This window comes from Amycolatopsis sp. NPDC059235 (assembly GCF_042754125.1).
Lineage (GTDB): Bacteria > Actinomycetota > Actinomycetes > Mycobacteriales > Pseudonocardiaceae > Amycolatopsis > Amycolatopsis albidoflava.
Genome location: NZ_JBHZAG010000118.1, coordinates 1 through 23627, shown reverse-complemented (window position 1 = coordinate 23627; position 23627 = coordinate 1). Strand labels below are relative to the sequence as shown.

Sequence of the window (23627 nt, the reverse complement as noted above, 5' to 3'; positions counted from 1 at the left end):
GAGGAGCAGCGTGCACGGCCCCCCGGGCCGGGCGCGCTGCTCCTCGACACGCCGACTTAAAGGCGATCCCGCCGCGACGGCGGAGCCGGCGCCATCAAACACAGTTCGCGGGCCGAGCCAGCGCAATCAACCCAGCGCCATCAACCCCGCGCCGCCGTCAAACAACCATGAATCCACTCAACCTGCATCCGCATGAGATTCTCCGCGACCTCCTCAGCCTGCGGCGTCATATGCGTCGCCCCCGCGAGCGGCAGAAAGCCATGCGCGCGCCCCTTCGCCAGCAATGCCGAGGAAAGCCGAAGCGCATGCGCCGGAAAGACATTGTCGTCAGCCAAACCGTGCACAATCAGCAACGCTCGCTCAAGCGAACCCGCCCCCGCGATGAGCGAATTGTGCTCGTAGCTTTCCGGTTCGTCGTCCGGCTTTCCGAGGTAGCGCTCGGTGTAGTGGGTGTCATACAGCGACCAGTCGGTGACCGGTGCGCCCGCGACCGCCGCGTGGAACACGTCCGGCCGTCGCAGTACGGCGAGCGCGGACAGGTAGCCGCCGTAGGACCAGCCGCGGATCGCGACCCGCTGCAGGTCCAGCTCGGGGTGCGCCTCGGCGGCCGCGTGCAGGGCGTCGACCTGGTCGGCCAGCGTGACGTCGGCGAGCTTGCCGGCGATCTCCTTCTCCCACGCCGGTCCGCGGCCGGGCGACCCGCGACCGTCCACGACCAGCACGGCGAAACCCTGGTCGGCGAGCCACTGCGGCGTCAGGAAAGCGTTGCGGCTCTGGAGAACCCGCTGCGCGTGCGGGCCGCCGTACGGGTCGAGCAGCACCGGCAGCTTGCCCTCATCGGGCTCGTATCCACGCGGCAGCACCAAAGCCCCGCGCAGCTGGCGTTCGCCGAGGGTGAGCCAGGTCAGGTTCGGCACGATCTCCGGGTCCACAGTGGACGATTCGATCGAACCGACCTCGATGCCGTCCCGCAGCACGGTCACCTTCGGCCCGCTGTGGTCGAGGCTCCACGACGAAAGCACCGTGAGCGCCGCGCTGCCCGAACCGACGTGCACACCGTCCGTTGTGGACAGTCGGCTCACCGTGTCGCCTTCGGTGCGGTACAGGTGGATCTGCGTCGGGTCGTTTTCCGAAGCGGTGAAGAGGATTTCCTCGCCGACGTGCAGCACCATCCGAAGCTGCATCCCCGGCGGCGTGACCGGCTTGCCGTCGACCAAGAGCCGGTGATCGCCGTCAGCCGAGCTTTCCACCACCAGCTTGCCGTCCGCGGTCCACGCGGGCACGCCCTGGAAGATCTCGACCCAATGCTCGTCAGTCTCGGTGTGCACCTCGGCGACCGAGCCGTCCGCCGGGTCCAGCGCGAGCACGGTGAGCTTCTTCTGGTCTCGCGGCTGCACGGCCAGCAGCGGCTGTCCGGCCGCCGACCAGTGCACGGTGACCAGGTACTCCCAGTCGCCTTGCGCCACATCGACGCGGCTGCCGTCCAAGCCCAACACAGCCAGCGACACCACGGCGTTCGGCGAGCCGGCCGACGGATACGCGACAACGTTCGCCGGCTGCTGCGGGTTCGCCGGGTCGCCGATCGTCCAGCGCGGCACCGGCCCGCGGTCCGCGCGCTCCACGATCACGCTGCGCCCGTCCGGCGCCCACCAGTAGCCGCGCGTGCGGTCCATCTCCTCGCCCGCGATGAACTCCGCGAGGCCCCAGGTGACGTCCTCGTTGTCCTCGCCGACGAGCACGCGGTCCTCGCCGGTCGCCAGCTCGATGACGTGCAGCCGCCGCTCGCGCACGTACGCGACGTGCGTGCCGGTCGGGTTCGGCCGCGGGTCGATCACGGACCCGTCGACCAGGATGCGCGTCTCGCCGCTCGCGAGGTCGAGCGTGTACAGCTTCCCCGACAGCGTGAAGGTGACGACGGTGAACGCGTCGTCGACGCCGAAAGCCACCACGCCGCCGCCGGTCTCCCGGGCACGCTCGCGCCGCGCCCGTTCCTCCGGCGGCAGGTCCTCGTCGCCGGACACCAGCTCGGCGGCGTCGATCAGCTTCGTCTCCTCGCCGGTCGCGAGGTCGAACGACCACAGGCTGTGCCGCGGATCGGTGCCGGTGGCGCTGCGCAGGAACAGCACCCGCGAACCGTCCGGGGCGACCCGGAACTGCTTGGGCGCGCCGAGAGTGAACCGCTGGGTGCGGGCTTGCTGGCGGAGGAACGGAACGTCGTCGAGTGCGAAATCGGTCACGACCAGCACTCTTTCAGATCATCAGCCGGGCACGCCAACACCCTGCAACGCGGCCCGCTGCTCGTCGACGTCGTAGGCGGGCTCCGGGAACTGCGGGTCCATCTCGGTCAGCGTCTCGACCAGCAGCTCGGCGACGGCCCAGTTCCGGTACCACTTGCGATCGGCGGGCACCACGTACCAGGGAGCGTGCTCGGTCGACGTGCGCTTCAACACGTCGGCGTACGCCTTCTGGTAAGCAGGCCACTGGCGGCGCGCTTCGATGTCCGACGGGTCGAACTTCCACCGCTTCTCCGGCCGGTCCAGCCGCGCGGTGAGCCGGTTGAGCTGTTCCTCCGGCGAAATGTGCAGGAACACCTTCACGATGGCAGTGCCGGTGTCGGTCAGCTCCTTTTCGAACGCGTTGATCTGCGCGTAGCGCTGCCGTCGCTCTGCGGCAGGGAGCTGTCCGAGAACTCGCGGCACCAGGATGTCCTCGTAGTGCGACCGGTCGAACACGCCGAGGTGACCCGGCGTCGGGAGCTTCTTGCGGATGCGCCACAGGAAATCGTGCTTGCGCTCGGCGGCCGTCGGCTTCTTGAACCCGGAGTACTGCACGCCCATCGGGTTCACCAGGCCGAGCACGTGGCCGACGGTGCCGCCCTTGCCGGACGTGTCCATGCCCTGCAACACCAGCAGGACACTGCGCGCGCCGCCGCCGATGCCCTCCGCGTACAGCGCTTCCTGCAACCCGGCGAGCTGTTCCCCGGCGGACTCGAGTTTCTTGCCGCCCTTCGCCTTCTTTTCCGGCCCCACGGGCGACGAAGCCGGGTCCGGCAGCTCGTCGCCCGCCCGGAGCGCGTCGCGGACCCGGTTTCCGTTCTGCTGCTTCTTCGCCATCCCGGGACGATAACCGCACCGGCCGCCGATCCCGGGGACTTCTCCGCCGGAGCGGACGGGTGTCATCCGGTCGAGCGAGCCGCGCAGCGAATCGCCGGGCAGACCCCCCGATTGCGCAACGAACGACGAGGGAAAGCAACGTTTCCCGGCTGAACTCCCCGCGAACGGCCTCTAGCCTGAACGCATGACAGCGTCCGTCCAGCCTGCCGGCACCGCGCGTCCCGCCTCCTCCGACGCCTTCATCGCGCTCGACGAGCAATGGAGCACGCACAACTACCATCCGCTGCCGGTCGTGATCGCCGAAGCCGAGGGCGCTTCGGTGACCGACGTGGCCGGCAAGTCCTATCTGGACTTCCTGGCCGGCTACTCCGCGCTCAACTTCGGCCACCGCAACCCCGAGCTGATCGCCGCCGCGACCGAGCAGCTGGGCCGCGTCACGCTCACCTCCCGCGCGTTCCACCACGACCAGCTCGGGTTGTTCTGCCGCGAGCTGGCCGAGCTGACCGGCACCGAAATGGTGCTGCCGATGAACTCCGGGGCCGAGGCCGTCGAGTCCGCGGTGAAGGTCGCGCGCAAGTGGGCGTACCAGGTCAAGGGCGTTCCTGCGGGCACGGCGGAAATCGTGGTCGCGGCGTCGAACTTCCACGGCCGCACCACCACCATCGTCTCGTTCTCCGACGACGAAACCGCGCGCGCCGACTACGGGCCCTTCACGCCGGGCTTCGTCCAGGTGCCGTACGGCGACGCTGAAGCGTTGAAGGCGGCCATCACGCCGCGCACCGCGGCAGTGCTGATGGAGCCGATCCAGGGCGAGGCAGGCGTCGTCGTGCCGCCTGAGGGGTTCTTCGCCGCCGTGCGACGGCTGTGCGACGAGAACAACGTGCTGATGATCGCTGACGAGATCCAGTCCGGTCTCGCGCGCACCGGCACCGTGCTGGCGCTGGAGCACGAAGGCATCCGCGCGGACCTGTACACCCTGGGCAAGGCTCTCGGCGGCGGCATCGTCCCGGTGTCCGCAGTGGTCGGCAGCCGGGACGTCCTGGGCGTGCTGAAGCCGGGCGAACACGGCTCGACCTTCGGCGGCAACCCGCTCGCATGCGCCGTCGGCCGCGCTGTGGTGCGGATGCTGCAGACCGGCGAGTATCAGAAGCGGTCCACTGAACTAGGCGCGCACCTGCACGAGCGGCTGGCGAAGCTGGTCGGCGACGGCGTCTCGGAGGTACGCGGACGCGGCCTGTGGGCGGGCGTCGACATCGCACCCGGCGGTCCGACCGGGCGGGCGGCGTCCGAGGCGCTGGCCGGGTTGGGCGTGCTGTGCAAGGAAACGCACGACCGCACGCTGCGCGTCGCGCCTCCGCTGGTGATCACCGAGGCCGAACTGGACCGCGGCGTCGACGCGATCGCTCAGGTCGTGCGCGGCTGACCTGCTCGGCTGGATTTGCTCAGTTGGCCTGCTCGGTGACCGCCGTTTTCCGGGCGGCGGTCACCGGGTGGGCATCACCGCGACGGTCGATCCGTCCGGCGAGGCAGTCACGTCGATGCCGCGGCCGTACTCGTCCTGGACGGACGTGCTGAGGCTCCAGGTGCCGTCGTTCTCCCGCAGCGCCACCGAAACCTTGTCGCGCGGGAAGCCGGGCATGCGCTCGTCCACCTTCGCGAGGATCGTGGGCAGCGCCTTCGCCGACAGCTCCGACAACCTGAACAGCGGCGCGCCCGGATCCGGCTGAATCGGCGAAGGCCGGTGTTCGACGAGACGTCCGCGATGCCAGTCGTAGTCGTCCGAAGTGCCCGGGCCGGGGCCGGGCACCTGGAACTCGACGTGGTCGGTGCGGATGATCGCTTCGTACGCCTCCGGACGGCCGCTCAGCTTGATCAGCAGCGCGGCGACCTCCCGGAAACCGTTCTCCGTGAACGCATCCGTGGTGAGCGCCGGAACGCCCTTCGCGTCCGCGACCAGCTCGCGGCTGCTGTCCTTGCCCGACCGGACGGTCATCGTGATCCCGACGTCCTCGCGGCTGATGCGCACGAGCGCGTCCGCCGGGTCTCCGCCGAACCGCGCGACGAGGCCGGGTATCGCCGCGAAATTGACCTCGCTCGCGGCGAACTGCTTCGCTCGGGGGCTGACGCTGCTCGAGTCGCGCTTGACGGTGCCGCCGCGATAGCTGAGGTAAGCACCGGGAATTGTGGCGCGCAACTGGTCCGATTCCACTGTCAGGTCTTCGAAACGCTCGCTCTCGGCAGACAGTTTCGCCATGCCAGCGCCTAAATCGTCCGCAGTGAACAGATCCGGCGGGGAGAGAAGCTGGCCGAGGACGTCGTCACGGATCGGCACGAGCAACGCCGCTGCGACAACGAGCGTGCTGACTGCTGTCATCGCCAGCCGCCCGGCGGCATTCCCCAGCCGCGCTTCAGGTTCCGGCGTCCGCTCCTCGCCGATGACTCCGACTTGCCACGACCGCTCAGCCCATTCTCGCGGCGGGTCAGCGTCCACTATGACCACCCCGGGATATCGCGGGCTGTGCTTGACCACGACGACCGCGCCCGGCTGGCACGCGCCGGAACGGAGTGGATGGATCAGCTCCCGGACGGTCGCCCTATACGCAGTCTCATTCGGCGGCGCGACGACCAGCTGCAGCTCGGTGACGTACGCGTCGTTGATCTGCGTCCCGGTCGTTTTCAGGCGCTCGACCTTGGCGAGCGCGCGGTCGCCGTGCTGCTGGACGAAACGCATGCCCTGCGGGGAGGCGGTCCCGCGCAGCGAGCGGGCGGTGCTGCCGAGCGTCAGCACCAGGATGGTGAGACCAAGGCCGATCGATGCGGCAGCGAGGTACCAGCCGTAGCCGAGAACGAACCCGCCGATGATGCCCGCGATCGCGAGCCCGAGCGGCAGCGCGTACACCAGCCGCAGGAACCGGATCAGCCGGATCGCCGGAGACCGCCGCGGTTCTGGTGAATTGAGCACAATCGGTGTGTTTACTGCACTCCGGGCGAAGCCACCAGACGGGGCGCCCATTCAGGCCGACGTCACCTCGACGCCGCTCAGCCCGGTGTTGTCCTGCTGCTGCCCGTCGCCGCCCGGCACGGTGGGGATGTCGCCGGTGCTGAGGCCGGAGAGGTAAAGCCCGGCCTCGGCACCGGCTTCCGCGGACTGCCGCTTGCGGCGCGCCGTTTCGATCCTCGTCACCACGACCTCGCGGGCGCCGCCGGGCAGCTGCACCACCGCGTTCGCGCCGACCTGGACGGAGCCGTCGGTGACTGTGCCGGTGACCACGACCCCGCGTGTCGGGATCTGGTAGATCTCGGAGATCCGGAAGCGGAACGGGCCGGACGGGGTTTCAGCCGGACGGCGCGAGAACAGCGACATGGGACAAGCATCGCATCACGGCCGTTGCCCGGCTCTCACCGGCTGGCAGCCACGTGGACGGCTGCGGCGAGCCGGTCGTGTTCCGGATAGGACCAGGTCGCGGAAAACTGCCGTCGCGTGTACCCGAAAGCGAGGCCGCCGCGCGGGTCTGCGAAGGACTCGGAACCGGCGGATCCGTTGTGCCCGAACGCATTCGCGCTGAGGAACGGATACCGCAGCCCCTTCGCCTGAAACCCGAGCGCGTACTGGCCCGCGTCCCCGGTCACCAGGTCGCGGCCGGTCGAATGGAGCATGGCGAACTCGCCGAGCGTGCCGGGTTCGAGCAGCGGCGGACGTCCGTCCAAACCGGACACGGCAGCCGCGTACAGCCCGGCCAGCCCGCGCGCGCTGCCGACGCCACCAGCGGAAACCTGGCCGAGCGCCCGCACCCGCCGGGTGTTGGCGAACGCCACCTGATCGAGCGGCGGCGTCGAGTCGAGCCCGTAGCCGATGCCGCCCAGACTGTGTGGACTCGGAACGTACGCCTGGAACGCCGCCAGTTCCTCCGCGCTCGCCTCCCCCGCCAGCACCTCGCGGTAGCGGTGTTCTTCCTGCTCGGGAAGTCCGAGGTACAGATCGAGGCCGTACGGCTCGCGCACCCGCTCCTCGAAGTGCTCCTGCACGGACCGCCCGGTGACCCGCCGGACCACCTCGGCGACGACCGAGAACCCGGCGAATCCGCTGTAGCCGTAAGCAGATCCCGGCCGCCAGAACGGCCGCTGCCCAGCCAAATGTTGAGCAATCACCCGGTCGTCCGCGAGTTCCCCGGCGGACAGCCCGCCGTCCGCCCCGATCACGCCGGAACGGTGGCTCAGGACGTCCCGCACCGTGATCCCGCCCTTGCCCGCGGCGGCGAACTCCGGCCAGCGGCGCGCGACCGGCTCGTCCAGGTCCAGAATGCCGTCCTGCACGAGCAACGCCACCACGAGCGTCGTCGCGCCCTTGGTCGACGAGTAGACGCCGGTCAGCGTCTCGCCCGTGACGTCGCCCGCCCAGAGGTCGACCACCAGCCGCCCGCGCACACGGACCGCCAACTGCACGCCCGCACTCGCCTCGGCCGCCACGGCGAACTCGTCGCGGACCGTCTCGAAGCCGTCCGCGACAGTCCCGTGGATTTCGATGTCCCCCATTGGTTCTCGTCCCTCCGATCGTCCGTTGTCGAAAGGAGGACCCGCGCGCCGCCGCGAATGTGACTAGGCTTCGCTCCGTGACCGCCAGGCGGACTCTCGCCCTCTTCGCCGCGCTCTGCGCACTCGCCACCCTCGTGCTGGGACTGCTCGTCGCGCCCTACGCACCGGGCACTGTGGACCAATGGGCCGACAGGTCCGCCTCGACGCTGAGCCCGGGCTTGCTCGACACACTGGTGCTGCCCACCGAGCCGTACGTGCTCATCCCCGCCGTCGCCGTCATCGCCGGAATCTGCCTTTATCAGCGCAACCGGCGAGACGCAGTGCTAGCGGTAGCAGGCCCATTTCTCGCCATCGCCCTCAACAGCTGGGCCTTGAAACCCGTGTTCGACCGCTGGAAAGGCGGCACGCTCGTCTACCCGAGCGGCCACACCGTCAGCCTGGTGGCAGTGCTGACCGTCGTAGTGCTGCTGGTCCGCTTCAAGGCGGTAACCATCGCGGTGGGCGCGGTGCTGGTCGTTTGCGCGGCCGTCGGCATGATCGGCCTCGGCTACCACTACCTCACGGACATCGCCGGCGGCGTCTGCTTCGCCGCCGCCGTGGTCACCGCGCTGCGGGCGGCGCTGTCACCGCGTCACGCGCCAGAGCCGTCAACCGGCTGATCGCACGCAGGTACTTCTTGCGGTAGCCGCCGTTCAGCATCTCCTCGCCGAACAGCTCGGGCAGCGGCACGCCGGACACGACCACCGGGATCGCCCGGTCGTACAGCCGGTCCGCCAGCGCGACCAGCCGGAGCCCGACCATCTGGTCCGGCACCGGCGTCACGTGCTTGAGGTGCACCCGCCGCACGCCGTCGAGCAGCTTCCCGTACCGCGAGGGGTGCAGCCGCTCGAGATGCGTCATCAACGCACTGAATTCGTCCACAGTGGACCCTTCGTGCGCGGCCGCGGAGGCGTCGATCTCGTCGTCCCCGACCGGCGGCGGCGCATCCGGCAGCCCGCGGTGCCGGTAGTCCGGCCCGTCGACCCGCACGACGCCGAACCTGCGCGACAACGCCTGGATCTCGCGCAGGAAGTCCTCCGCCGCGAACCGCCCCTCGCCGAGCTTGTCCGGCAGGGTGTTGGAGGTCGCCGCGACGTAGACGCCCGCGTCGGTCAGCTCCTGCAGCAACCGGCTGACCAACGTGGTGTCGCCGGGATCGTCGAGTTCGAATTCGTCGATCGCCAGCAGCCGATGCTCGGACAGCCGCGCGACCGCGTTGGCGAACCCCAGCGCGCCGACGAGGTGGGTCAGCTCGACGAACGTCCCGTACGCCTTGGGCCCCGGAGTCTCGTGCCAGGTCGAGGCGAGCAGGTGGGTCTTGCCGACGCCGAACCCGCCGTCGAGGTAGAGCCCCATCGGCCCGTCCGGAATAGCCGCCCCGCCGCCGAACAGCGACCGCAACCGAGACTTCTTGGCCTTCGCCGCGCCGATCCGCGAAGCGAACGCAGAACACGCCTCGACGGCGGCCGCCTGGCTGGGCTCGTCCGAGTTGGGAAGGTAAGTGGAAAACCGAGCCTCGCCGAACCGCGGCGGCGGCACGAGGGACGCGATCAGCTCGTCGGCCCCAAGCTCGGGAAACCGGTCGGTCAGCGCAGCTGCGGGCATGGTCGAGAAGCCTATCCGGCCCGCACCGGCGGGTCCGGCTCGCCTCAACGTCGCCAGCCGCGGCGAATCCCCCGGTCGGAGCCGCTTTCGCCCGGGCACGGGACGGGCGAGCCGGGGCACGTGTGGTGACTGTCACCGGGCCGCGGCGCTGGTCTGGCGCTGCGTCACCGAGCCGAGACGCTGGCATTGGCCGGCACCAGCAGCGAAGTGGCTGACCCGGCACCGAGGCACTGGCCCGAACGGCATCGGGGCTGAACCGGTGCCCGAGGCACTGGCCCGAACTGCGTCAGGACTGAACCGGTGCCGCGGCACAGGCCCCAACGGCATCGAGGCTCAACCGGTCACCGAGGCACTGGCCCGAACGGCATCGGGACTCAACCGGTGCCGCGGCACTGGCCCGAACGGCATCGAGGCTGAATCGGTACCGCGCCGCTGGCCTGAACGGCATCACCGGTCCTGCGCAATTGGGCCGAGCGTGGCCGATGATCGACGCGCGGACTAGCAACATTGGCATCGGGCAGCCATCGAGCGGCGGCTGGGACCGCTGCCGCCGGTCGAGTCCGGCACTTTGCGGCACGGACTGCCGGCGGTGCGCACCGTCGACCGGCCGTCAGCGAGCCAGCCGACGGCAAGCGCACCGACCGCTGGCCGCGACGACCTTCGCGGCTCGAAGGTCCAGCCGTCGCATCGTTGGCCATCTGCCGACTCACCCGTTCGAGGGATGCCGCGTGAGTTTTCGCCCGGTCGGGAGGTCCTTTGTGCGAGCACGTCTCCGGCGCCGCGAGCCGCTCGCGGTGACACTGGACGCGCCATGTCCGCAAACAGGGAGCGAGGAACCATGCCGACCCCGAACCGGCCCGATGTCCCCACTGCTGTTCCGTCTGCCGCACTCTCGTCGGTCGAGCAGACGGACACCGCTGGGCGCACCACGATTTCGTCGCTGGTCGTGCAGAAGATCGCGGCGCTTTCGGCGCGCGAGGTCGCCGGAGTGCACGCGCTCGGCGGCGGTGTCTCGCGGGCGATCGGGGCGATCCGGGACCGGATCCCGGGTTCGGGCGCGACCTCCACCGCGGGCGTCTCCGTCGAGGTCGGCGAGAAGCAGGCCGCGATCGACCTCGACGTCGTCGTCGAATACGGCGCGCGGATCGCGGAGGTCGCCCGCGACGTGCGGCGCAACGTCATCACCGCGGTCGAGCAGATTACCGCGCTCGAGGTGATCGAGGTCAACATCTCGGTCAACGACATCCACCTGCCCGGCGAGGAGGACGAACCCGAGTCGAGCCGGGTCGAGTGATCGGGTGATCGCCGGTGTCTCGGCCGGTGCCTGGTTGTCCCGCGACCTCGACACCGCGTCGGTTCCGGAGACCCAGGCACGCCAACCCAGCGCGGCGGGCAAGGCGTCCCGGGTCACGTCTGCTGGGCACCAGCGCCGCGGCACTCCGGACGGAAATGCCTCGGACCGCAGGGCACCGACGTCAGCCGGGCCAGGCCGGGGTTCCGCGGAAAGGCCCAGCGGCAACTTCGGAAATCCCGAAGCGCCGGGTAACCGCGGCCGCACCGGACCCGAACGCACCCGCCTACCCGCTGGCAGCACGCCGCACCAGGTGCGAACCACAGCACCGCAGCACGTCAGATCAGGCAGCAACCCAACGCACCGCAGCACGCAATCCCAGGAGGGCGCACGTTGAACGCAACGCAGACCGGGATCCTCGCCGGGCTGATTCTCGGCCTGGCGGCCACTCAGGGGTTCACCGCGTTTCTGGTGACCTTCGCGGTCGGCATCATCGGGCTCGTGGTCGGCCGGGTCCTCGACGGCGAACTCGACCTCGGCGACCTGTTCGGGAAGGGCCGAGACAAGTGACCCGGGCGGTCGAGGCAGGGCCGTCCCGCAGCGACCTTCCGGAGCCCGCCGAGCGCGGTTCGCTGACCATCGCCCAGGCCGTCGTGCGCAAGGTCGCGCAGCACGCCGCCGACCAGGTGCCCGGGACGATGTTCACCGAGCGCCGTGTCGCGGGGGTCAGCACCGGGACTTCCGGGGCGTCCGCGAAGGTCGGCGGATCGGACAACGACGTCGAACTGTCCCTCGATCTCGCGCTGCGCTATCCGGCTCCGGTGCGGGAAGTGACCGGGCAGGTGCGCGCCAAGGTCGTCGAAGAGGTCGAACGCATCACCTCCTATCACGTGCGTTCGGTCGCGGTGACGGTCACCGCGCTGCTGCCGGACGTGCCGCCGAGGGTGCGATGATGCGCGTCCTCGTCCGTCTTCTGTCCGCTCTGCTCGGTCTGGCCGTCGCAGCCGGCGGCGCGCTGCTGGCACTCGAAGTCGGGTGGGCTTGGTGGCAGCCCGGCAAGGCGCCGCTTCTCGTGCCATGGCCGCGGTGGAAAACCGAAATCGCCGACCTGGACTGGTCCAGCACGCCGGTGCGGATCGCCGCCGGAATCGCGGTGCTCGCCGGGCTGGTGCTTCTGTTGCTGGCGCTCGGTGCCGGCGACCGTGCGGTGCGGATGACCGATCCCGCCGACGGCATCACGGTGAGCACCTCGCCGCGGGCGCTCGCGCGATTGGTCGGACTGGCGGTGCGCGCGGAGGACAACGTGCGCGGCGCGTCCGTGACTGCCAGCTCCCGCAGGGTGCGCGTGCGCGCGACGAGCCGCCTGGAAAACGAAGAACAGCTGCGACCGCGACTGTTGGAGACCGTCTCCGCGGTGCTGGACGATCTCCCGCTGCAGCGCCGTCCGAAGGTGTCTGTGGTCGTCGACTCTCCGAAGGACCGGTGATGAGTGCTTCCGCGGCGCGTCGCGCGCAAGGTCGTTCGCACGGTGCCGAGCGCACGCTGACCTCCCTGGTCGGTGTGCTCGGACTGCTGGCCGGTGCCGGTGCGCTGGTGGTCGGCATGGGGTGGCTCGGACAGTTCCGCGGGCACCGGCCGGTGCTCGACCCGATCGCGGTCGGCTGGCTCGGCGACCACGCGCTGTACGCGCGGATCGGCGCGGTCGTGCTCGGGGTGCTGCTGCTGGTGTTCGGGCTGTGGTGGTTTTTCCGTTCGCTGCGCCCGGAACGCCGTCCGGACCTGAAGCTCGACGAGACGATCGGCTCGGAGCTGACCGTCACGGCCGGAGCGCTGGCCGGGGCCGTGCAAACGGACGTGGAGAGCGTTGACGGGGTCACCCGGGCTCGCGTCCGATCGGTGGGCACGGTGGCTGAACCGGCGTTGCGGATCACGGTCTGGCTGGCGGAGGGCACGGAAGTCCGGCGGGTGTGGGAGGACCTCGACTCGTACGTGCTGACCCGGGCCAGGGAGTCGCTCGGCGTCGAGACGCTGCCGACCGCGGTGCGGCTCGAACTCGACACGGCCGGCTCGGCACGCGTGCGCTGATCCCGCGTTTCGCCCAGAATGCCCGCATGGCCCTCCCTGTGCAGGCACCGATCAAGCCCATGCTGGCGAAGCCGGCGAAAGCGATCCCCGATTCCGGCGGCCTGCTGTTCGAGCCGAAGTGGGACGGCTTCCGCTGCCTGGTGTTCCGCGACGGCGACGAGATCACCCTGCAGTCGCGCGCGGAGAAGCCGCTGAACCGGTACTTCCCGGAGGTTCTCGCCGCACTGCGGGAATCCTTGCCGGAGCGGGTCGTGCTCGACGGCGAACTGGTGGTGGCCCGCGACGGCAAGCTCGATTTCGACGCGCTGACCGAGCGCATCCACCCGGCGGAGAGCCGTGTGCAGCTGCTCGCCGAGCAGTCGCCCGCGCAGTTCGTGGCTTTCGACGTGCTCGCGCTGGGCGACGAGTCGTTTGTGGACGAGCCGACGTCGGCGCGCCGCGAACGGCTCGAGGCGCTGCCGGGCATCGCGCTGACTCCGGCGACGACGGATCCGGAGACCGCGCGGCGCTGGTTCGAGCTGTTCGAGGGAGCCGGGCTGGACGGCGTGATCGGCAAGCCGCTGGACGAGCCGTACTCGCCGGGCAAGCGGGTTTTGTTCAAGTACAAGCATTCCCGCACCGCGGACTGCGTGCTCGCGGGCCTGCGCTGGCACGTGGACGGCGAACCGGGCGAGGCGGTCGGCTCGTTCCTGCTGGGACTGTACGACGAGAACGGGCTGCTGCACCACGTCGGCGTGGTCGGTTCGTTCCCGGTCGCGCGTCGCCGCGAGCTGGCACAGGAGCTGGCCCCGCTGATCTCTGACGGCGAAGGACACCCGTGGCTGGGCGACGCGGTCCGCGAGGGCCAGCGGATCCCGGGCGGCATCACGCGCTGGCGGTCGAAGGAACAGCCGTGGGTGCCGTTGCGGCTGGAGCGCGTGGTGGAGGTTTCGTACGAGCACACGGAGGGCGGCTATCCGTCGCGCTTCCGGCACACCGCCCAGTTCGCGCGCTGGCGGCCGGACCGCGAGCCGTCGTCGTGCGGCTACGCGCAGCTGGACGAACCGGCGCGCTACGACCTGTCGGCGGTGTTCCGGGGCGAGGTCGTGCGGACCCGCTGACCGGGCCGCCCGGGCCGGCGCGGACCGGACACGCCGCAGGACCCGCTCACTGGCTTCCCACACCAGGCGTGCCAAGCTCGTCCGAGAGTTCCGCCGAGCAGACGTGAGGACCAGCCCGTGCACCGCCGTTGCCCCAGCCGTTCCCGTTCGCGCGCCCGGCTGGTGGCGGCGACGCTGGGAGTGCTCCTGCTGGCCGGCTGCACCAGCGGGCCCTCCGTGCGGCCCGCGGTGATCGACAACAACGGGCGCGCCACCACCGCGCCGCCCCCGAGCACTGCCGCGGTGCCGCTGCCGCCGCTTGCCGAGCCCAAGAAGTCCACTTTGCGATGGGCCAACTGCGACGCGGACACCCGGCAGCGGATGGCCGCTCCGGCGCTGCCCGATTCGCTGCACGTCAGCTGTGCGCGCCTGACTTCCCCGCTCGACGCGCCCGACGACTCGCAGCATCTGCTCGCCCGCATCCTCGTGCTCAAGGCAGGCGACGGCCCGATCCCGCTCGTGGTGGTCAACGACGTCGGCGGCGAGCCGGGGTCGCTGTTCGCCGCGCGCCTCGCGGCGAAACTGCCGCCGGAGTTCCTCAAGAAGTTCTCGCTGATCGGCGTGGACCGGCGCGGCACCGGGCTGTCCGGCGGAGTGCAGTGCGTGCCGCTGGAGGTGCGGTCCGACCTGCTGGGCGCGGACCCGGCAGAGGGCGGCCTCGGCGAGGTGCTCGACGCGGCTCGCCGGGCCGGTCAGCAGTGCGCGCTCGATCTCGACACCGCGCAGACCGCGCTGGACAGCTGGCGCACCGCCGGAGACCTCGACCAGTTGCGCAAACAGCTGGGACTGGACCGGCTGAACGCGCTCGGCCGCGGCGACGGCTCGAAGGTGCTTTCGGAGTACGCGGTGCGTTATCCGGCGCAGGTGGGCCGCATGGTGCTGGACGGCATCCCGGACCCGGGCGCGGATCGTGCGGCCGTGCTCGACGCGGTGGCCGCTGGAGCCCAGGCGACGTTCGACGCCTTCTCCGCCGACTGCGCCGCCCGCAACTGCCCGATGGGCGATGCGAAAGCCGTGCTGAAGACGGTGACCGACCGCCTCCGTACGTCCCCTGTGGACACTGACGACGGCGTGACGATGAGCCCGGGCGTGGCGACCTACGCGGTGTACCAAGGACTCGCCGACCGCGCGAACTGGCCCGCCCTCGCCGACGCGCTGAACACCGCGAAGAACGGCGACATCACCGCGCTGGCCGGCTTCGCGAATCCGATCGTCGCGGACGTCCGCGGACGCACGTCGCGCATCGGCGGCACCATCGCGACCCGCTGCAACGACTCGACCACTCGGCTGCCCGCCGATCAGCTCGACCGCGCCGCGGCGGGAATGCGCGCGAAATACCCGCAGTTCGGCGCGGCGGTCGCGCAGGAACTCGCCTGGTGCGGAGCCTGGCCGGTCCGCCGAGAGGCGCTGCCTCCCGCGGGCGCGCCGGGCGCCCCGCCCATCCTGGTGGCCGCCACCGCGACCGACCCGGTGACGCCGCAGATCGGCACTACCCGGGCCGCGGACCAGATGCCCAGCGCCGTGACCGTCACGTGGCAGGGTGTCGCGCACGGCGCGGTCGGCCAGTCTCCCTGCGTCACCTCCGCCGCGCAGTCCTTCCTGATCGACGGCAAGATCCCGGACAACGGCACGCTCTGCCCGGCCTAGGGATCGACCGCGCTTCCTCCCGCGCCTCGCGGTTTCCGCGGCGACACAGCGGCTGAGCGATGCCAGCTGGCCGAGACAGCGCCGCCATCCGACGCGCAGCATCCGGCCGAATCGTTCGCCCCGCTGTGGTCTGAGGTGGCGGGACCGGGGCTGCCCCGCCGAAGTCGTTTCGAACACCCCACCAGTATCTCGAACACTTGTTCGAGAAAGCATCACTCAACCCGGCGGGATCAACTCACCCACACGAGACGGAAGATCTCACCGCGAGTGCCGAAAACCCCGGCAGCGCACCAAATTCCGCCACTCGCGCCCAGGAACGCACCCACGCGCAGGGAGCCAGGCAAGATTTCCAGGCTGTCCTAACGGGACACTGCAGGACTCGCAGCCGCCCAAGCCGCCTCGATCATCCGGAAAACCTCGTCCACCGCGGCTTCCGGATCATCCGCCTCGCGAGCCACCGAATAGGCGTCGACCACGAACCGGGCGATCGCGCGGCAGGCCGTCGGAGTCCGCCCGAGCCCGGGATCGGCCGCCATCGCCGCCGCCAGCGACTCCGCGTGCCGCAGCCGCATCGATTCCTCGTACTCGCGCAGCGCGGGCGACCCGTCGATCATCCGCCAGACCGGCGCGACACTGTCCGCCGTGCAATGCCGCACCAGCGCCTGGATCTCGCCCCGCAGCGCCGGAATCAGCGGCTCGGCGGGCTCCCGTCCCTCGACCGCTCCCCGGAGGCTCTCCTCGAAGGTCGAGTCCTGCTCGAAGACCAGCGCTTCCTTCGAGGCGAAATGCGAGAAGACCGTGGTCACCGCGACGTCGGCCTCGGCCGCGATGTCCCGGATGCCCACCTCGTCGTACCCGCGTTCGAGGAACAGCCGAAGCGCGGTGTCGGCGATCTTCTGGCGGGTCGCAGCCTTCTTGCGCTCGCGCCGCCCGGACGGCTCAGTCATCCGCGGATGCTATCAGCCACAAAACCTGGCCGATTACCAAAAGCTAACAGTTAGCTTTTAATCGCGGCAAGAGCTACTGCCGGTACCCCTCGACCTCGCCCACCGACCGCACCGAAGCCTCGTCCGGATCGTCGTCGAACTCGACCCGCGCCCGCCGCTGCCGCAGCAGATCCCAGCACTGGTCCAGCTCCTCCTCGGCCCGGCGCAGCCGCTCCCGGTCGTCCGAGGACAACCCGACCCCGATCGCCCGGTCGCGCAGCTCCTTCTCCTCCGCGATCAGCTCGTCGATCCGCCCCAAGATCCCGTCAGCCACATCAACCTCCAAGACAGCGTCGGACACCCACCAGGACGCTACCGCGCCGCGGGGAATTCCCCACCCGGCTCGTTCGTTGAACCACCCATGAGCACAGTGGAACTGACCGCGGACAACTTCGACCAGACCGTGACCGACAACGAGTTCGTGCTGATCGACTTCTGGGCAAGCTGGTGCGGCCCGTGCCGCCAGTTCGCACCGGTGTTCGAGAAGGCGTCGGAAAAGCACGGCGACATCGCCTTCACGAAGGTGGACACGGAAGCCGAGCAGCAGCTCGCCGCGGCGTTCAACATCCGCTCGATCCCGACGCTCGCCGTGATCCGCGACAAGACCCTCATCTACTCCCAGCCCGGTGCCCTTCCGGAAGCCGCGCTGGAGGACCTCATCCGCCAGGCCCGCGAGGTCGACATGGACGAGGTGCGCAAGGCCGCCGCCGCGCAAGAAGCCGAGCAGGCCTGAGCCCAGCCACCACAGGCGCACTACCCGGGGAAACACGAAGGCCCGGCACCCACCAGGGTGCCGGGCCTTCGCGATGGTTCAGGACCGGGTGACGAGCCCGCGCAGGAAGAACGCGAGGTTCGCCGGCCGCTCGGCCAGCCGTCGCATGAAGTAGCCGTACCACTCGTCGCCGCAGGGCACGTACACGCGCATCGTCTCGCCTTCGCCGGCGAGCCGCTTCTGCTCCTCGGGCCGGATGCCGTACAGCATCTGGTACTCGTGGTCGCCGGTCGTGCGCCCGGCGTCGGCCGCGAGCTTGCCCGCGATCGCGATCATCCGCGGGTCGTGCGAGGCCACCATCGGGTAGCCCTTGCCCTCCATCAGCACGCGCAGGCAGCGCACATAGGACTTGTCCACTTCGGACTTGTCCTGGAACGCCACCGATTCCGGCTCGGCGTAAGCGCCCTTGCACAGCCGCACACGCGATCCGGGACCGGACAACTCGCGGCAGTCCTGCTCGGTGCGGTGCAGGTAGGCCTGCAGCACCGCGCCGACCCACGGGTACTCGGCGCGCAGCTCGCGGAGAATGCCGAGCGTCGAGTCCGTGGTGGTGTGGTCCTCCATGTCGAGCGTCACCGTCGCGCCGACCGCGTCCGCCGCCGCGCAGATCTTCCGCGCGTTCTCGAGCGCGACGCCTTCGCCGTCGCCCGGCAAGAACTGCCCGACCGCGGACAGCTTCACCGAGACGTCCGCACCCTTGGCGAGGCCCTGTTCGGACAGCGCGGTCAGCAACTCCTCGTACGCCTGCACGGTGGCGGTGGCCTGTGAGGCGTCAGTGGTGTCTTCGCCGAGGTGGTCGATGGTGATCTTCCGACCGTCGGCGGCCAGTTCCCGTGCGGCGCGCACGGCGTCGGCGGTAGCCGAGCCGGACACGAACCGGCGCACTACGGCCCGGGTGACCGGTACCGCTTCGATCAGCGCACGCATCCGCCGCGAACGAGCGGCGGCGAGCAACGGGGCACGCAGCATGGCGGTGTCTCCTTCTCAGCCCTGGTGCGGGTAGCGCACGGAGGTCGGCGGCACGAACGTCTCCTTGATCGAGCGCGGGCTCGTCCAGCGGAGCAAGTTGAAGACCGAACCGGCCTTGTCGTTCGTGCCGGAGGCGCGCGCCCCGCCGAACGGCTGCTGGCCGACGACAGCGCCGGTCGGCTTGTCGTTGACGTAGAAGTTGCCGGCGGCGAACCGCAGCGCCTGAGACGCCTTAGCGACAGCCGTGCGGTCGTTCGCGATGACGGCGCCGGTCAGGGCGTACGAAGCGGTCTCGTCGACCAGCTTCAGCACGGAGTCGAACTCAGCGTCTTCGTACACGTACACCGACAGGATCGGCCCGAAGTACTCGGTGCTGAAGATCTCGTGCTTCGGGTTCGTCGACACGAGGACGGTCGGCTGCACGAAGTAGCCGACACTGTCGTCCGCTGTGCCGCCGACGAGGATCTCGACCTCGCTGTCGTTCTTAACGCGCTCGAAGAGCGAAGCGTGCTTGTCGAAGGCGCGACGGTCGATCACCGCACCGCCGAAGTGCGACAGGTCGGTGACATCGCCGTAGCTGAGCGCGGCGGTCTCGGAAGCAAGGCCATCCTTCAGCTGCTCCCAGAGGCTGCGCGGCACGTACGCACGCGAAGCGGCGGAGCACTTCTGGCCCTGGTACTCGAAGGCGCCGCGGACAAGCGCAGTGCGAAGCACGTCGATGTCGGCAGACGGGTGCGCGAGCACGAAGTCCTTACCGCCGGTCTCACCGACGAGCCGCGGGTAGCTGCGGTAGCCAGCGATGTTCGCGCCGACAGTGCCCCACAGGTGCTGGAAGGTCGCGGTGGAACCGGTGAAGTGGATGCCCGCCAAGTCGCGGTGCGTCAGCGCGACCTCGGAGACGGCCTTGCCGTCGCCCGGCAGCAGGTTGATCACGCCCGGCGGCATGCCGGCCTCTTCGAGCAGCCGCATGGTCAGGTGCGCGGCGAAGCTCTGCGTCGGCGACGGCTTCCACAGCACGGTGTTGCCCATCAGCGCGGGCGCAGTGGGCAGGTTGCCGGCGATGGCCGTGAAGTTGAACGGCGTGATCGCGTACACGAAGCCCTCGAGCGGACGGTGCTCCATCCGGTTCCACACGCCCGGCGAGCTGACCGGCTGCTGGTCGAGGATGCTACGGCCGAACTCGACGTTGAAGCGCCAGAAGTCGGCGAGCTCGCACGCGGAGTCGATCTCGGCCTGCGTAGCCGTCTTCGACTGACCGAGCATGGTGGCCGCGTTCAGCGTCGCGCGCCACGGGCCGGTCAGCAGGTCGGCGGCGCGCAGCAGGATGGCCGCACGGTCGTCGTAGGACAGCGCGCGCCACTCCGGAGCGGCCTTCGCGGCGGCAGCGATCGCGTCGCTCGCGTCCTGCTTCGTGGCGCTCTGGATGGTGCCGAGGACGTGGCCGTGGTTGTGCGGCTGGACGACGTCGATCTTCTCGCCGCCGCCCGCGCGCTGCTCGCCACCGACGGTGACCGTCAGGTCGACGGGACCGGCCTGACCCAGTTTCTTCAGCGCACCCTCCAGCTCGGCGCGCTCGGCGCTGCCCGGCGCGTACGTCAGCACCGGCTCGTTCTTCGGGGCGGGGGTCTGGGTCACGGCGTCCACGGCGGCTCCCTCGTTGGCTTACTCGTCGGTTGCCCGAAAGATAACGCTGCGCGGCGTTCAGGGGTTTGTTCAAGCGGCTAGAATCGCCCATATGGTTTTGTCCGATCGGCCTACGCGATGACGACCGCCGAGCCCTTCGCCGGCGCCTCGCTGCGGCACGTGCTCGCGACCCTCGGCGAACCGCTCGTGCGGGTGCTCGTCGCGCCGCGCGGACTGGGCGTTCCGGTGCAGGACGTGGTGATCCTCGACCCCGAGGACCCGCCCGAGCCCCACCCCGGCGACCTGGTCCTGGTGATCGGCGCGCGGGGCCGGTCGGCGGCTGCGGCGATCCGGGCGGCCGGACGCGCGGGAGCGGCCGCGGTGGCGGTGAAGGGCGAAGGCGGCACAGACGTCGCGGCCGACGCTGGCGTCGCACTGCTGACCGTCGGCGCGGAAGCACGGTGGGAGCAGGTCGAGGCCCTGGCACGCGGGGTCGTCGATGCGGCCCGGGCGGGCGGCGAGGCGGAAACCGGCGAGGTGCTCGGCGACCTGTTCGCGCTGGCCCAGACGGTCGCGACGCTCACCGGCGGCCTGGTCAGCATCGAGGACACCGCGAGCCGCGTGCTGGCGTATTCACGAGCCGGTGACGAGGTCGACGAACTGCGGAGGTTGTCGATCTTGGGCCGTGAAGGACCGGAACGGTATCTCGCGATCCTCCGCGAATGGGGTGTCTACCAGCGTCTGAGGGCCGGCGAAGGAATCGTGCGCGTGGACGAGCGCCCGGAGCTGGGGATTCGCCGTCGCATCGCCGCCGGGATCCACGCGGGATCACAGCCGCTCGGCACGATCTGGGTGCAGGAAGGCGCGCAGCCGCTGACCGAACAAGCCGAGGTGGCGCTGCTCGGCGCGAGCCGAACCCTTGCCCCGCAACTGATCCGCGCGCGAACCCTGCCCGATCCGCAACTGCGCCTGCGCGAGGATTTGCTGGCCGGGTTGCTGGAAGGACGCGTCGACGCCGAATCCGTCGCGGACGACATCGGTGCCGATCCGGCACGTCCAGCACAGGTATTGGCGTTCACGCTCTCCCGGCAGGAGTCCGCCGCCGCTTCGAATCGGTTGCTGCGCCGAGCGGAACTGGTGCACCTGATCGCCGTGCACACGGCGGCCTATCGACGGACCGCGCTCGTGAGCGTGCTCGGCGGCCGGGTGTACGCGTTGCTCCCGGATCTGCCGGAGCACTCGGACGCCCCCGTGCTGGCGTTGGCGAAGGAAATCGTTGGTGCAGCGCGGAAACACCTCGACGCACCCGTCCGCGCCGCACTCGGCGGGATCGTCCCGAGGCTGTCCGACGCAGCGCTGTCGCGCGGCGACGCCGACCGGGTGCTGATGGCGATGACGCGCGGGCATTGGCCGTCCGACGTCGCGTCGCTGGCCGACGTCCGGGCCGATGTGCTGCTGTCGGAAGTGTTGTCCTACTTGGGAGATCAGCCTCGCCTGCGCGATCCCCGGCTCGCGGAACTGCGCGCCCACGACGCCGACCACGGCGACATTCTGGTGCCCGCGGTGCTGGCGTATCTGAACGCTTTCGGCGACGTCCGCACGGCCGCGCGCTCGCTGAACATCCACCCCAACACCGTCCGCTACCGGGTGCGGCGGGCGTCGGAGGTATCCGGGATCGACCTGGCCGATCCGGCGCAACGGCTGCTCACCGAGTTGTTGCTGCGACTGTAAAACCGGATGCCGAGGAGGTTCGTGATCGCTAAAGTGCCTTCGTGGACCTCTTCTTCCGCTCCTGGAACGCACTTCAGAACGCCGTGAAATCGCTGGAAGGCGGGCAGTGGCTGGCCCCGTCGGGCTGCACCGGCTGGGTGGTGCAGGACCTAGTGTTCCACCTGGTCATCGACGCGCAGGACATCCTGATCACGCTCGCGACCCCCTCCGAAGCCGAGCCGACGCACACCGCCGCCCAATACTGGGAAATCGGCACCGACCTGCCGACCGGCATGGACGAAGAAGGCCTGTTCACCCGCCGCGCGGCGGTGAGCTACGGGACCACAGCCTGGCTGGCACACCACTTCGACGACCTGGCCCAAGCGGCCGGACGCGCCGCGAAGCTGGCAGACCCGGCGTCGAAGGTCGAAACCCGCGACTACGTGCTGACGGTCGCGGACTATTTCGAGACCTACGTCGTGGAAGCCACGCTGCACCACCTCGACCTGGTCAGGCATCTGTCCGGAGTGGACGGTCCAGACGCGGAATGCCTGGCAGCGACCCGCCGGACAGTGGAAGCCGCGCTGGGTTCGCCGCTGCCGTCGTCGCTGGACGACCAAAGCGCGCTCCTCGTGGCGACCGGCCGCCGCGCCGCGACCGACGACGAAAAGGCGGCGCTCGGTCCGTTGGCGGAGAAGCTGCCGATCGTCCTCGGTTAGACCGAAAGCCGTTCCGCCGCAGTCAACTGAGCAAGCGCGGCAAACGATTCGACGCGCGCAGCTGGGTCGTAAGTGCTGGTGCTGATGAGCAACTCGTCCGCCCCCGTGGCGGCGACCAGGTCATCGAGACGCGCGCCGACCTCGTCCGGAGTGCCGCTGATCTGCCCGGCCAGCGTGTCGTCGAGCCGTCGGCGTTCCCGGTCAGTCATCGGCAGCGCGAGAATCTCGTCCGCGGGCGAAAGCGGCGGGAACACGCCATGGCTGCGCGAGTACACAGTGGACCAAGCCTCGGGCACCAACAATCGTCGAGCCTCCGCTGCGGTGTCCGCCACCGCGACCGCTGTCGACACGACGACATAGGGATCGTCCACATCGGACCGGAACGCTTCGCGGTACCGAGAAATCGCCTCCACCATCGCACGCTGACCATGCGCCGGCGCGATCACCAACGGCAGCCCCAGCGCCGCGGCAAGTTCCGCGCCCGCGCCAGTCGCGAGCAGAAACACCGGCACCGACAGCCCTTCGGCCGGGATCGCGTGCACACCCTCATGCTCGCCACGGAAGAACGCGAGAAGCTCGCGGACCTGGCCGTCGAAGCCGTCGGCCGCGTCCTTGCCCTGCCCGAGCGCCCGGCGCACCGGCTCGATGAACCCCACCGACCGCCCGATCCCGAGGTCGATCCGCTCCGGGAACAAGGACTCCAGAATCCCGAACTGCTCCGCAACCACGAGCGGACGGTGATTGGGCAGCATCACCCCGCCGGACCCAACCCGAATGCGCGAAGTCGCAGAGGCAACAGCTGACGCGAGCACCGCAGGCGCGGACCCCGCGACCCCCGGCACGCCGTGATGCTCGGAAACCCAAAACCGGTGGTAGCCAAGCGCTTCAATGTCGCGCGCGAACGCGACGGTGTCCCGGATCGCCTGCGCGGTCCCCCGCCCTCGCCGCACGGGCGACCGGTCCAGCACGGAAATCGGAACGTCCACGCTCAGGCCAACGCCGTCCGCACAGCCCGAATTCCCACGCCGACGTCCGTGAGGGCCACCTTCACGGATTCTGAGTCCCTCAGGGTTCCCCTCACAGACAAGCATTCCCTTATGGGGCCCCTCACGGAATCAGATTCCCTCAAGGAGCCCTTCACAGCCCCAAGGCCCCGCCACCGCGACGCACCCAATGTGGCGTTCGGTGCATCCCACGCACCCAATGTGGCGTTCGGTGCGCCACATGCACCCAATGCCACATTGGGGCGCTAGCCCCACCCGCGAACCGCAGCCAGCGCACCCAGCCATCGAGGCACCCACATCACCCCCGCACCCCGATACGAAGCCAAAAACGCGGACGGCGGGGGGTTGTGAGGGGGGGTTTGGCGGCGGGTCAAACACCCCGCCGCCGGCGG

23 protein-coding genes are annotated in these 23627 nt (G+C 70.0%); 12 read left to right on the top strand and 11 right to left on the bottom strand.

From position 1 onward, the window contains the following. Positions 1–140 precede the first annotated feature (140 nt). Both ACFXI3_RS42490 and ACFXI3_RS42485 read right to left on the bottom strand, forming a co-directional pair. Positions 141–2237 carry a prolyl oligopeptidase family serine peptidase gene (locus tag ACFXI3_RS42490; protein WP_378407520.1) on the bottom strand — a complete coding sequence of 699 codons (2097 nt, stop codon included), beginning with the start codon at positions 2235–2237 and terminating at the stop codon, positions 141–143. 21 nt (positions 2238–2258) lie between these two features. Further along, positions 2259–3113, bottom strand: coding sequence for a PPK2 family polyphosphate kinase (locus tag ACFXI3_RS42485; protein WP_378407518.1), 855 nt, complete (start codon positions 3111–3113; stop codon positions 2259–2261). Positions 3114–3297: 184 nt separating this feature from the next. Between ACFXI3_RS42485 and rocD the strand changes: the two genes are divergently transcribed. Continuing rightward, positions 3298–4536: an ornithine--oxo-acid transaminase gene (gene rocD / locus ACFXI3_RS42480; RefSeq protein WP_378407516.1), complete on the top strand. Its 1239-nt coding sequence runs from the start codon at positions 3298–3300 to the stop codon at positions 4534–4536. Positions 4537–4596: 60 nt separating this feature from the next. Here the strand turns inward: rocD and ACFXI3_RS42475 are convergent, their stop codons facing one another. Genes ACFXI3_RS42475 through ACFXI3_RS42465 form a run of 3 tightly spaced genes read right to left on the bottom strand, consistent with a single transcriptional unit; the run spans position 4597 to position 7646 of the window. Then, entirely contained in the window at positions 4597–6075 is a 1479-nt protein-coding gene (locus ACFXI3_RS42475; protein ID WP_378407514.1) for a hypothetical protein, read from the bottom strand. Between the two features lie 51 nt (positions 6076–6126). Continuing rightward, complete coding sequence (locus ACFXI3_RS42470) at positions 6127–6477, bottom strand: hypothetical protein (protein ID WP_378407512.1); 351 nt, start codon at positions 6475–6477, stop codon at positions 6127–6129. 35 nt (positions 6478–6512) lie between these two features. Then, entirely contained in the window at positions 6513–7646 is a 1134-nt protein-coding gene (locus ACFXI3_RS42465) for a serine hydrolase domain-containing protein (RefSeq protein ID WP_378407510.1), read from the bottom strand. Between the two features lie 77 nt (positions 7647–7723). On the opposite strand from ACFXI3_RS42465, the gene ACFXI3_RS42460 reads away from it, so the two are divergent. Further along, positions 7724–8305 (top strand): phosphatase PAP2 family protein, encoded by a 582-nt coding sequence (locus ACFXI3_RS42460; RefSeq protein ID WP_378407508.1) that lies wholly within the window; start codon positions 7724–7726, stop codon positions 8303–8305. On the opposite strand, the gene zapE is transcribed toward ACFXI3_RS42460, so the two are convergent. Further along, entirely contained in the window at positions 8247–9290 is a 1044-nt protein-coding gene (gene zapE, locus ACFXI3_RS42455; RefSeq protein ID WP_378407506.1) for a cell division protein ZapE, read from the bottom strand. The genes ACFXI3_RS42460 and zapE overlap by 59 nt on opposite strands. Before the next feature lie 838 nt (positions 9291–10128). On the opposite strand from zapE, the gene ACFXI3_RS42450 reads away from it, so the two are divergent. From ACFXI3_RS42450 to ACFXI3_RS42420, 7 genes are all read left to right on the top strand, one after another. Further along, positions 10129–10584 (top strand): Asp23/Gls24 family envelope stress response protein, encoded by a 456-nt coding sequence (locus ACFXI3_RS42450; RefSeq protein ID WP_344267433.1) that lies wholly within the window; start codon positions 10129–10131, stop codon positions 10582–10584. Positions 10585–10974: 390 nt separating this feature from the next. Beyond that, complete coding sequence (locus ACFXI3_RS42445; protein WP_009075692.1) at positions 10975–11151, top strand: hypothetical protein; 177 nt, start codon at positions 10975–10977, stop codon at positions 11149–11151. Beyond that, positions 11148–11534, top strand: a complete 387-nt coding sequence (locus tag ACFXI3_RS42440; RefSeq protein ID WP_344267437.1) for an Asp23/Gls24 family envelope stress response protein — start codon at positions 11148–11150, stop codon at positions 11532–11534. The genes ACFXI3_RS42445 and ACFXI3_RS42440 overlap by 4 nt, the downstream gene beginning before the upstream one ends. Then, positions 11534–12067, top strand: a complete 534-nt coding sequence (locus tag ACFXI3_RS42435; protein WP_378407503.1) for a DUF6286 domain-containing protein — start codon at positions 11534–11536, stop codon at positions 12065–12067. Before ACFXI3_RS42440 ends, ACFXI3_RS42435 begins: the two co-directional genes overlap by 1 nt. Continuing rightward, a complete protein-coding gene (locus ACFXI3_RS42430; RefSeq protein WP_378407501.1) occupies positions 12067–12666 on the top strand; it encodes an alkaline shock response membrane anchor protein AmaP in 600 nt (199 codons plus the stop codon). Before ACFXI3_RS42435 ends, ACFXI3_RS42430 begins: the two co-directional genes overlap by 1 nt. Positions 12667–12692: 26 nt before the next feature. Beyond that, a complete protein-coding gene (locus ACFXI3_RS42425; RefSeq protein ID WP_378407499.1) occupies positions 12693–13766 on the top strand; it encodes an ATP-dependent DNA ligase in 1074 nt (357 codons plus the stop codon). A gap of 117 nt (positions 13767–13883) precedes the next feature. Then, positions 13884–15452 (top strand): alpha/beta hydrolase, encoded by a 1569-nt coding sequence (locus tag ACFXI3_RS42420; RefSeq protein WP_378407497.1) that lies wholly within the window; start codon positions 13884–13886, stop codon positions 15450–15452. A gap of 359 nt (positions 15453–15811) precedes the next feature. Here the strand turns inward: ACFXI3_RS42420 and ACFXI3_RS42415 are convergent, their stop codons facing one another. Beyond that, complete coding sequence (locus ACFXI3_RS42415) at positions 15812–16399, bottom strand: TetR/AcrR family transcriptional regulator (RefSeq protein ID WP_378407495.1); 588 nt, start codon at positions 16397–16399, stop codon at positions 15812–15814. A 73-nt stretch (positions 16400–16472) separates the two neighbouring features. Continuing rightward, positions 16473–16712, bottom strand: a complete 240-nt coding sequence (locus tag ACFXI3_RS42410) for a DUF2630 family protein (protein ID WP_182890496.1) — start codon at positions 16710–16712, stop codon at positions 16473–16475. Between the two features lie 87 nt (positions 16713–16799). On the opposite strand from ACFXI3_RS42410, the gene trxA reads away from it, so the two are divergent. Next, positions 16800–17171 (top strand): thioredoxin, encoded by a 372-nt coding sequence (trxA, locus tag ACFXI3_RS42405; protein WP_116205014.1) that lies wholly within the window; start codon positions 16800–16802, stop codon positions 17169–17171. A 78-nt stretch (positions 17172–17249) separates the two neighbouring features. On the opposite strand, the gene ACFXI3_RS42400 is transcribed toward trxA, so the two are convergent. Both ACFXI3_RS42400 and pruA read right to left on the bottom strand, forming a co-directional pair. Then, positions 17250–18179 (bottom strand): proline dehydrogenase family protein, encoded by a 930-nt coding sequence (locus ACFXI3_RS42400; protein ID WP_378407493.1) that lies wholly within the window; start codon positions 18177–18179, stop codon positions 17250–17252. A 15-nt stretch (positions 18180–18194) separates the two neighbouring features. Beyond that, entirely contained in the window at positions 18195–19823 is a 1629-nt protein-coding gene (gene pruA / locus ACFXI3_RS42395; RefSeq protein ID WP_378407491.1) for an L-glutamate gamma-semialdehyde dehydrogenase, read from the bottom strand. A gap of 117 nt (positions 19824–19940) precedes the next feature. Here pruA and ACFXI3_RS42390 point away from each other — a divergent pair, with 117 nt between their 5' ends. Then, on the top strand, positions 19941–21533 hold the full coding sequence (locus ACFXI3_RS42390; RefSeq protein WP_378407489.1) for a PucR family transcriptional regulator: 1593 nt from the start codon (positions 19941–19943) through the stop codon (positions 21531–21533). Positions 21534–21574: 41 nt separating this feature from the next. Continuing rightward, entirely contained in the window at positions 21575–22231 is a 657-nt protein-coding gene (locus tag ACFXI3_RS42385; protein WP_344267457.1) for a maleylpyruvate isomerase N-terminal domain-containing protein, read from the top strand. Here ACFXI3_RS42385 and ACFXI3_RS42380 read toward each other — a convergent pair. Next, the gene (locus ACFXI3_RS42380) at positions 22228–23223 is read right to left on the bottom strand and encodes an MsnO8 family LLM class oxidoreductase (RefSeq protein WP_378407522.1); all 996 of its coding nucleotides are present in this window, start codon (positions 23221–23223) and stop codon (positions 22228–22230) included. The genes ACFXI3_RS42385 and ACFXI3_RS42380 overlap by 4 nt on opposite strands. Positions 23224–23627 lie beyond the last annotated feature (404 nt).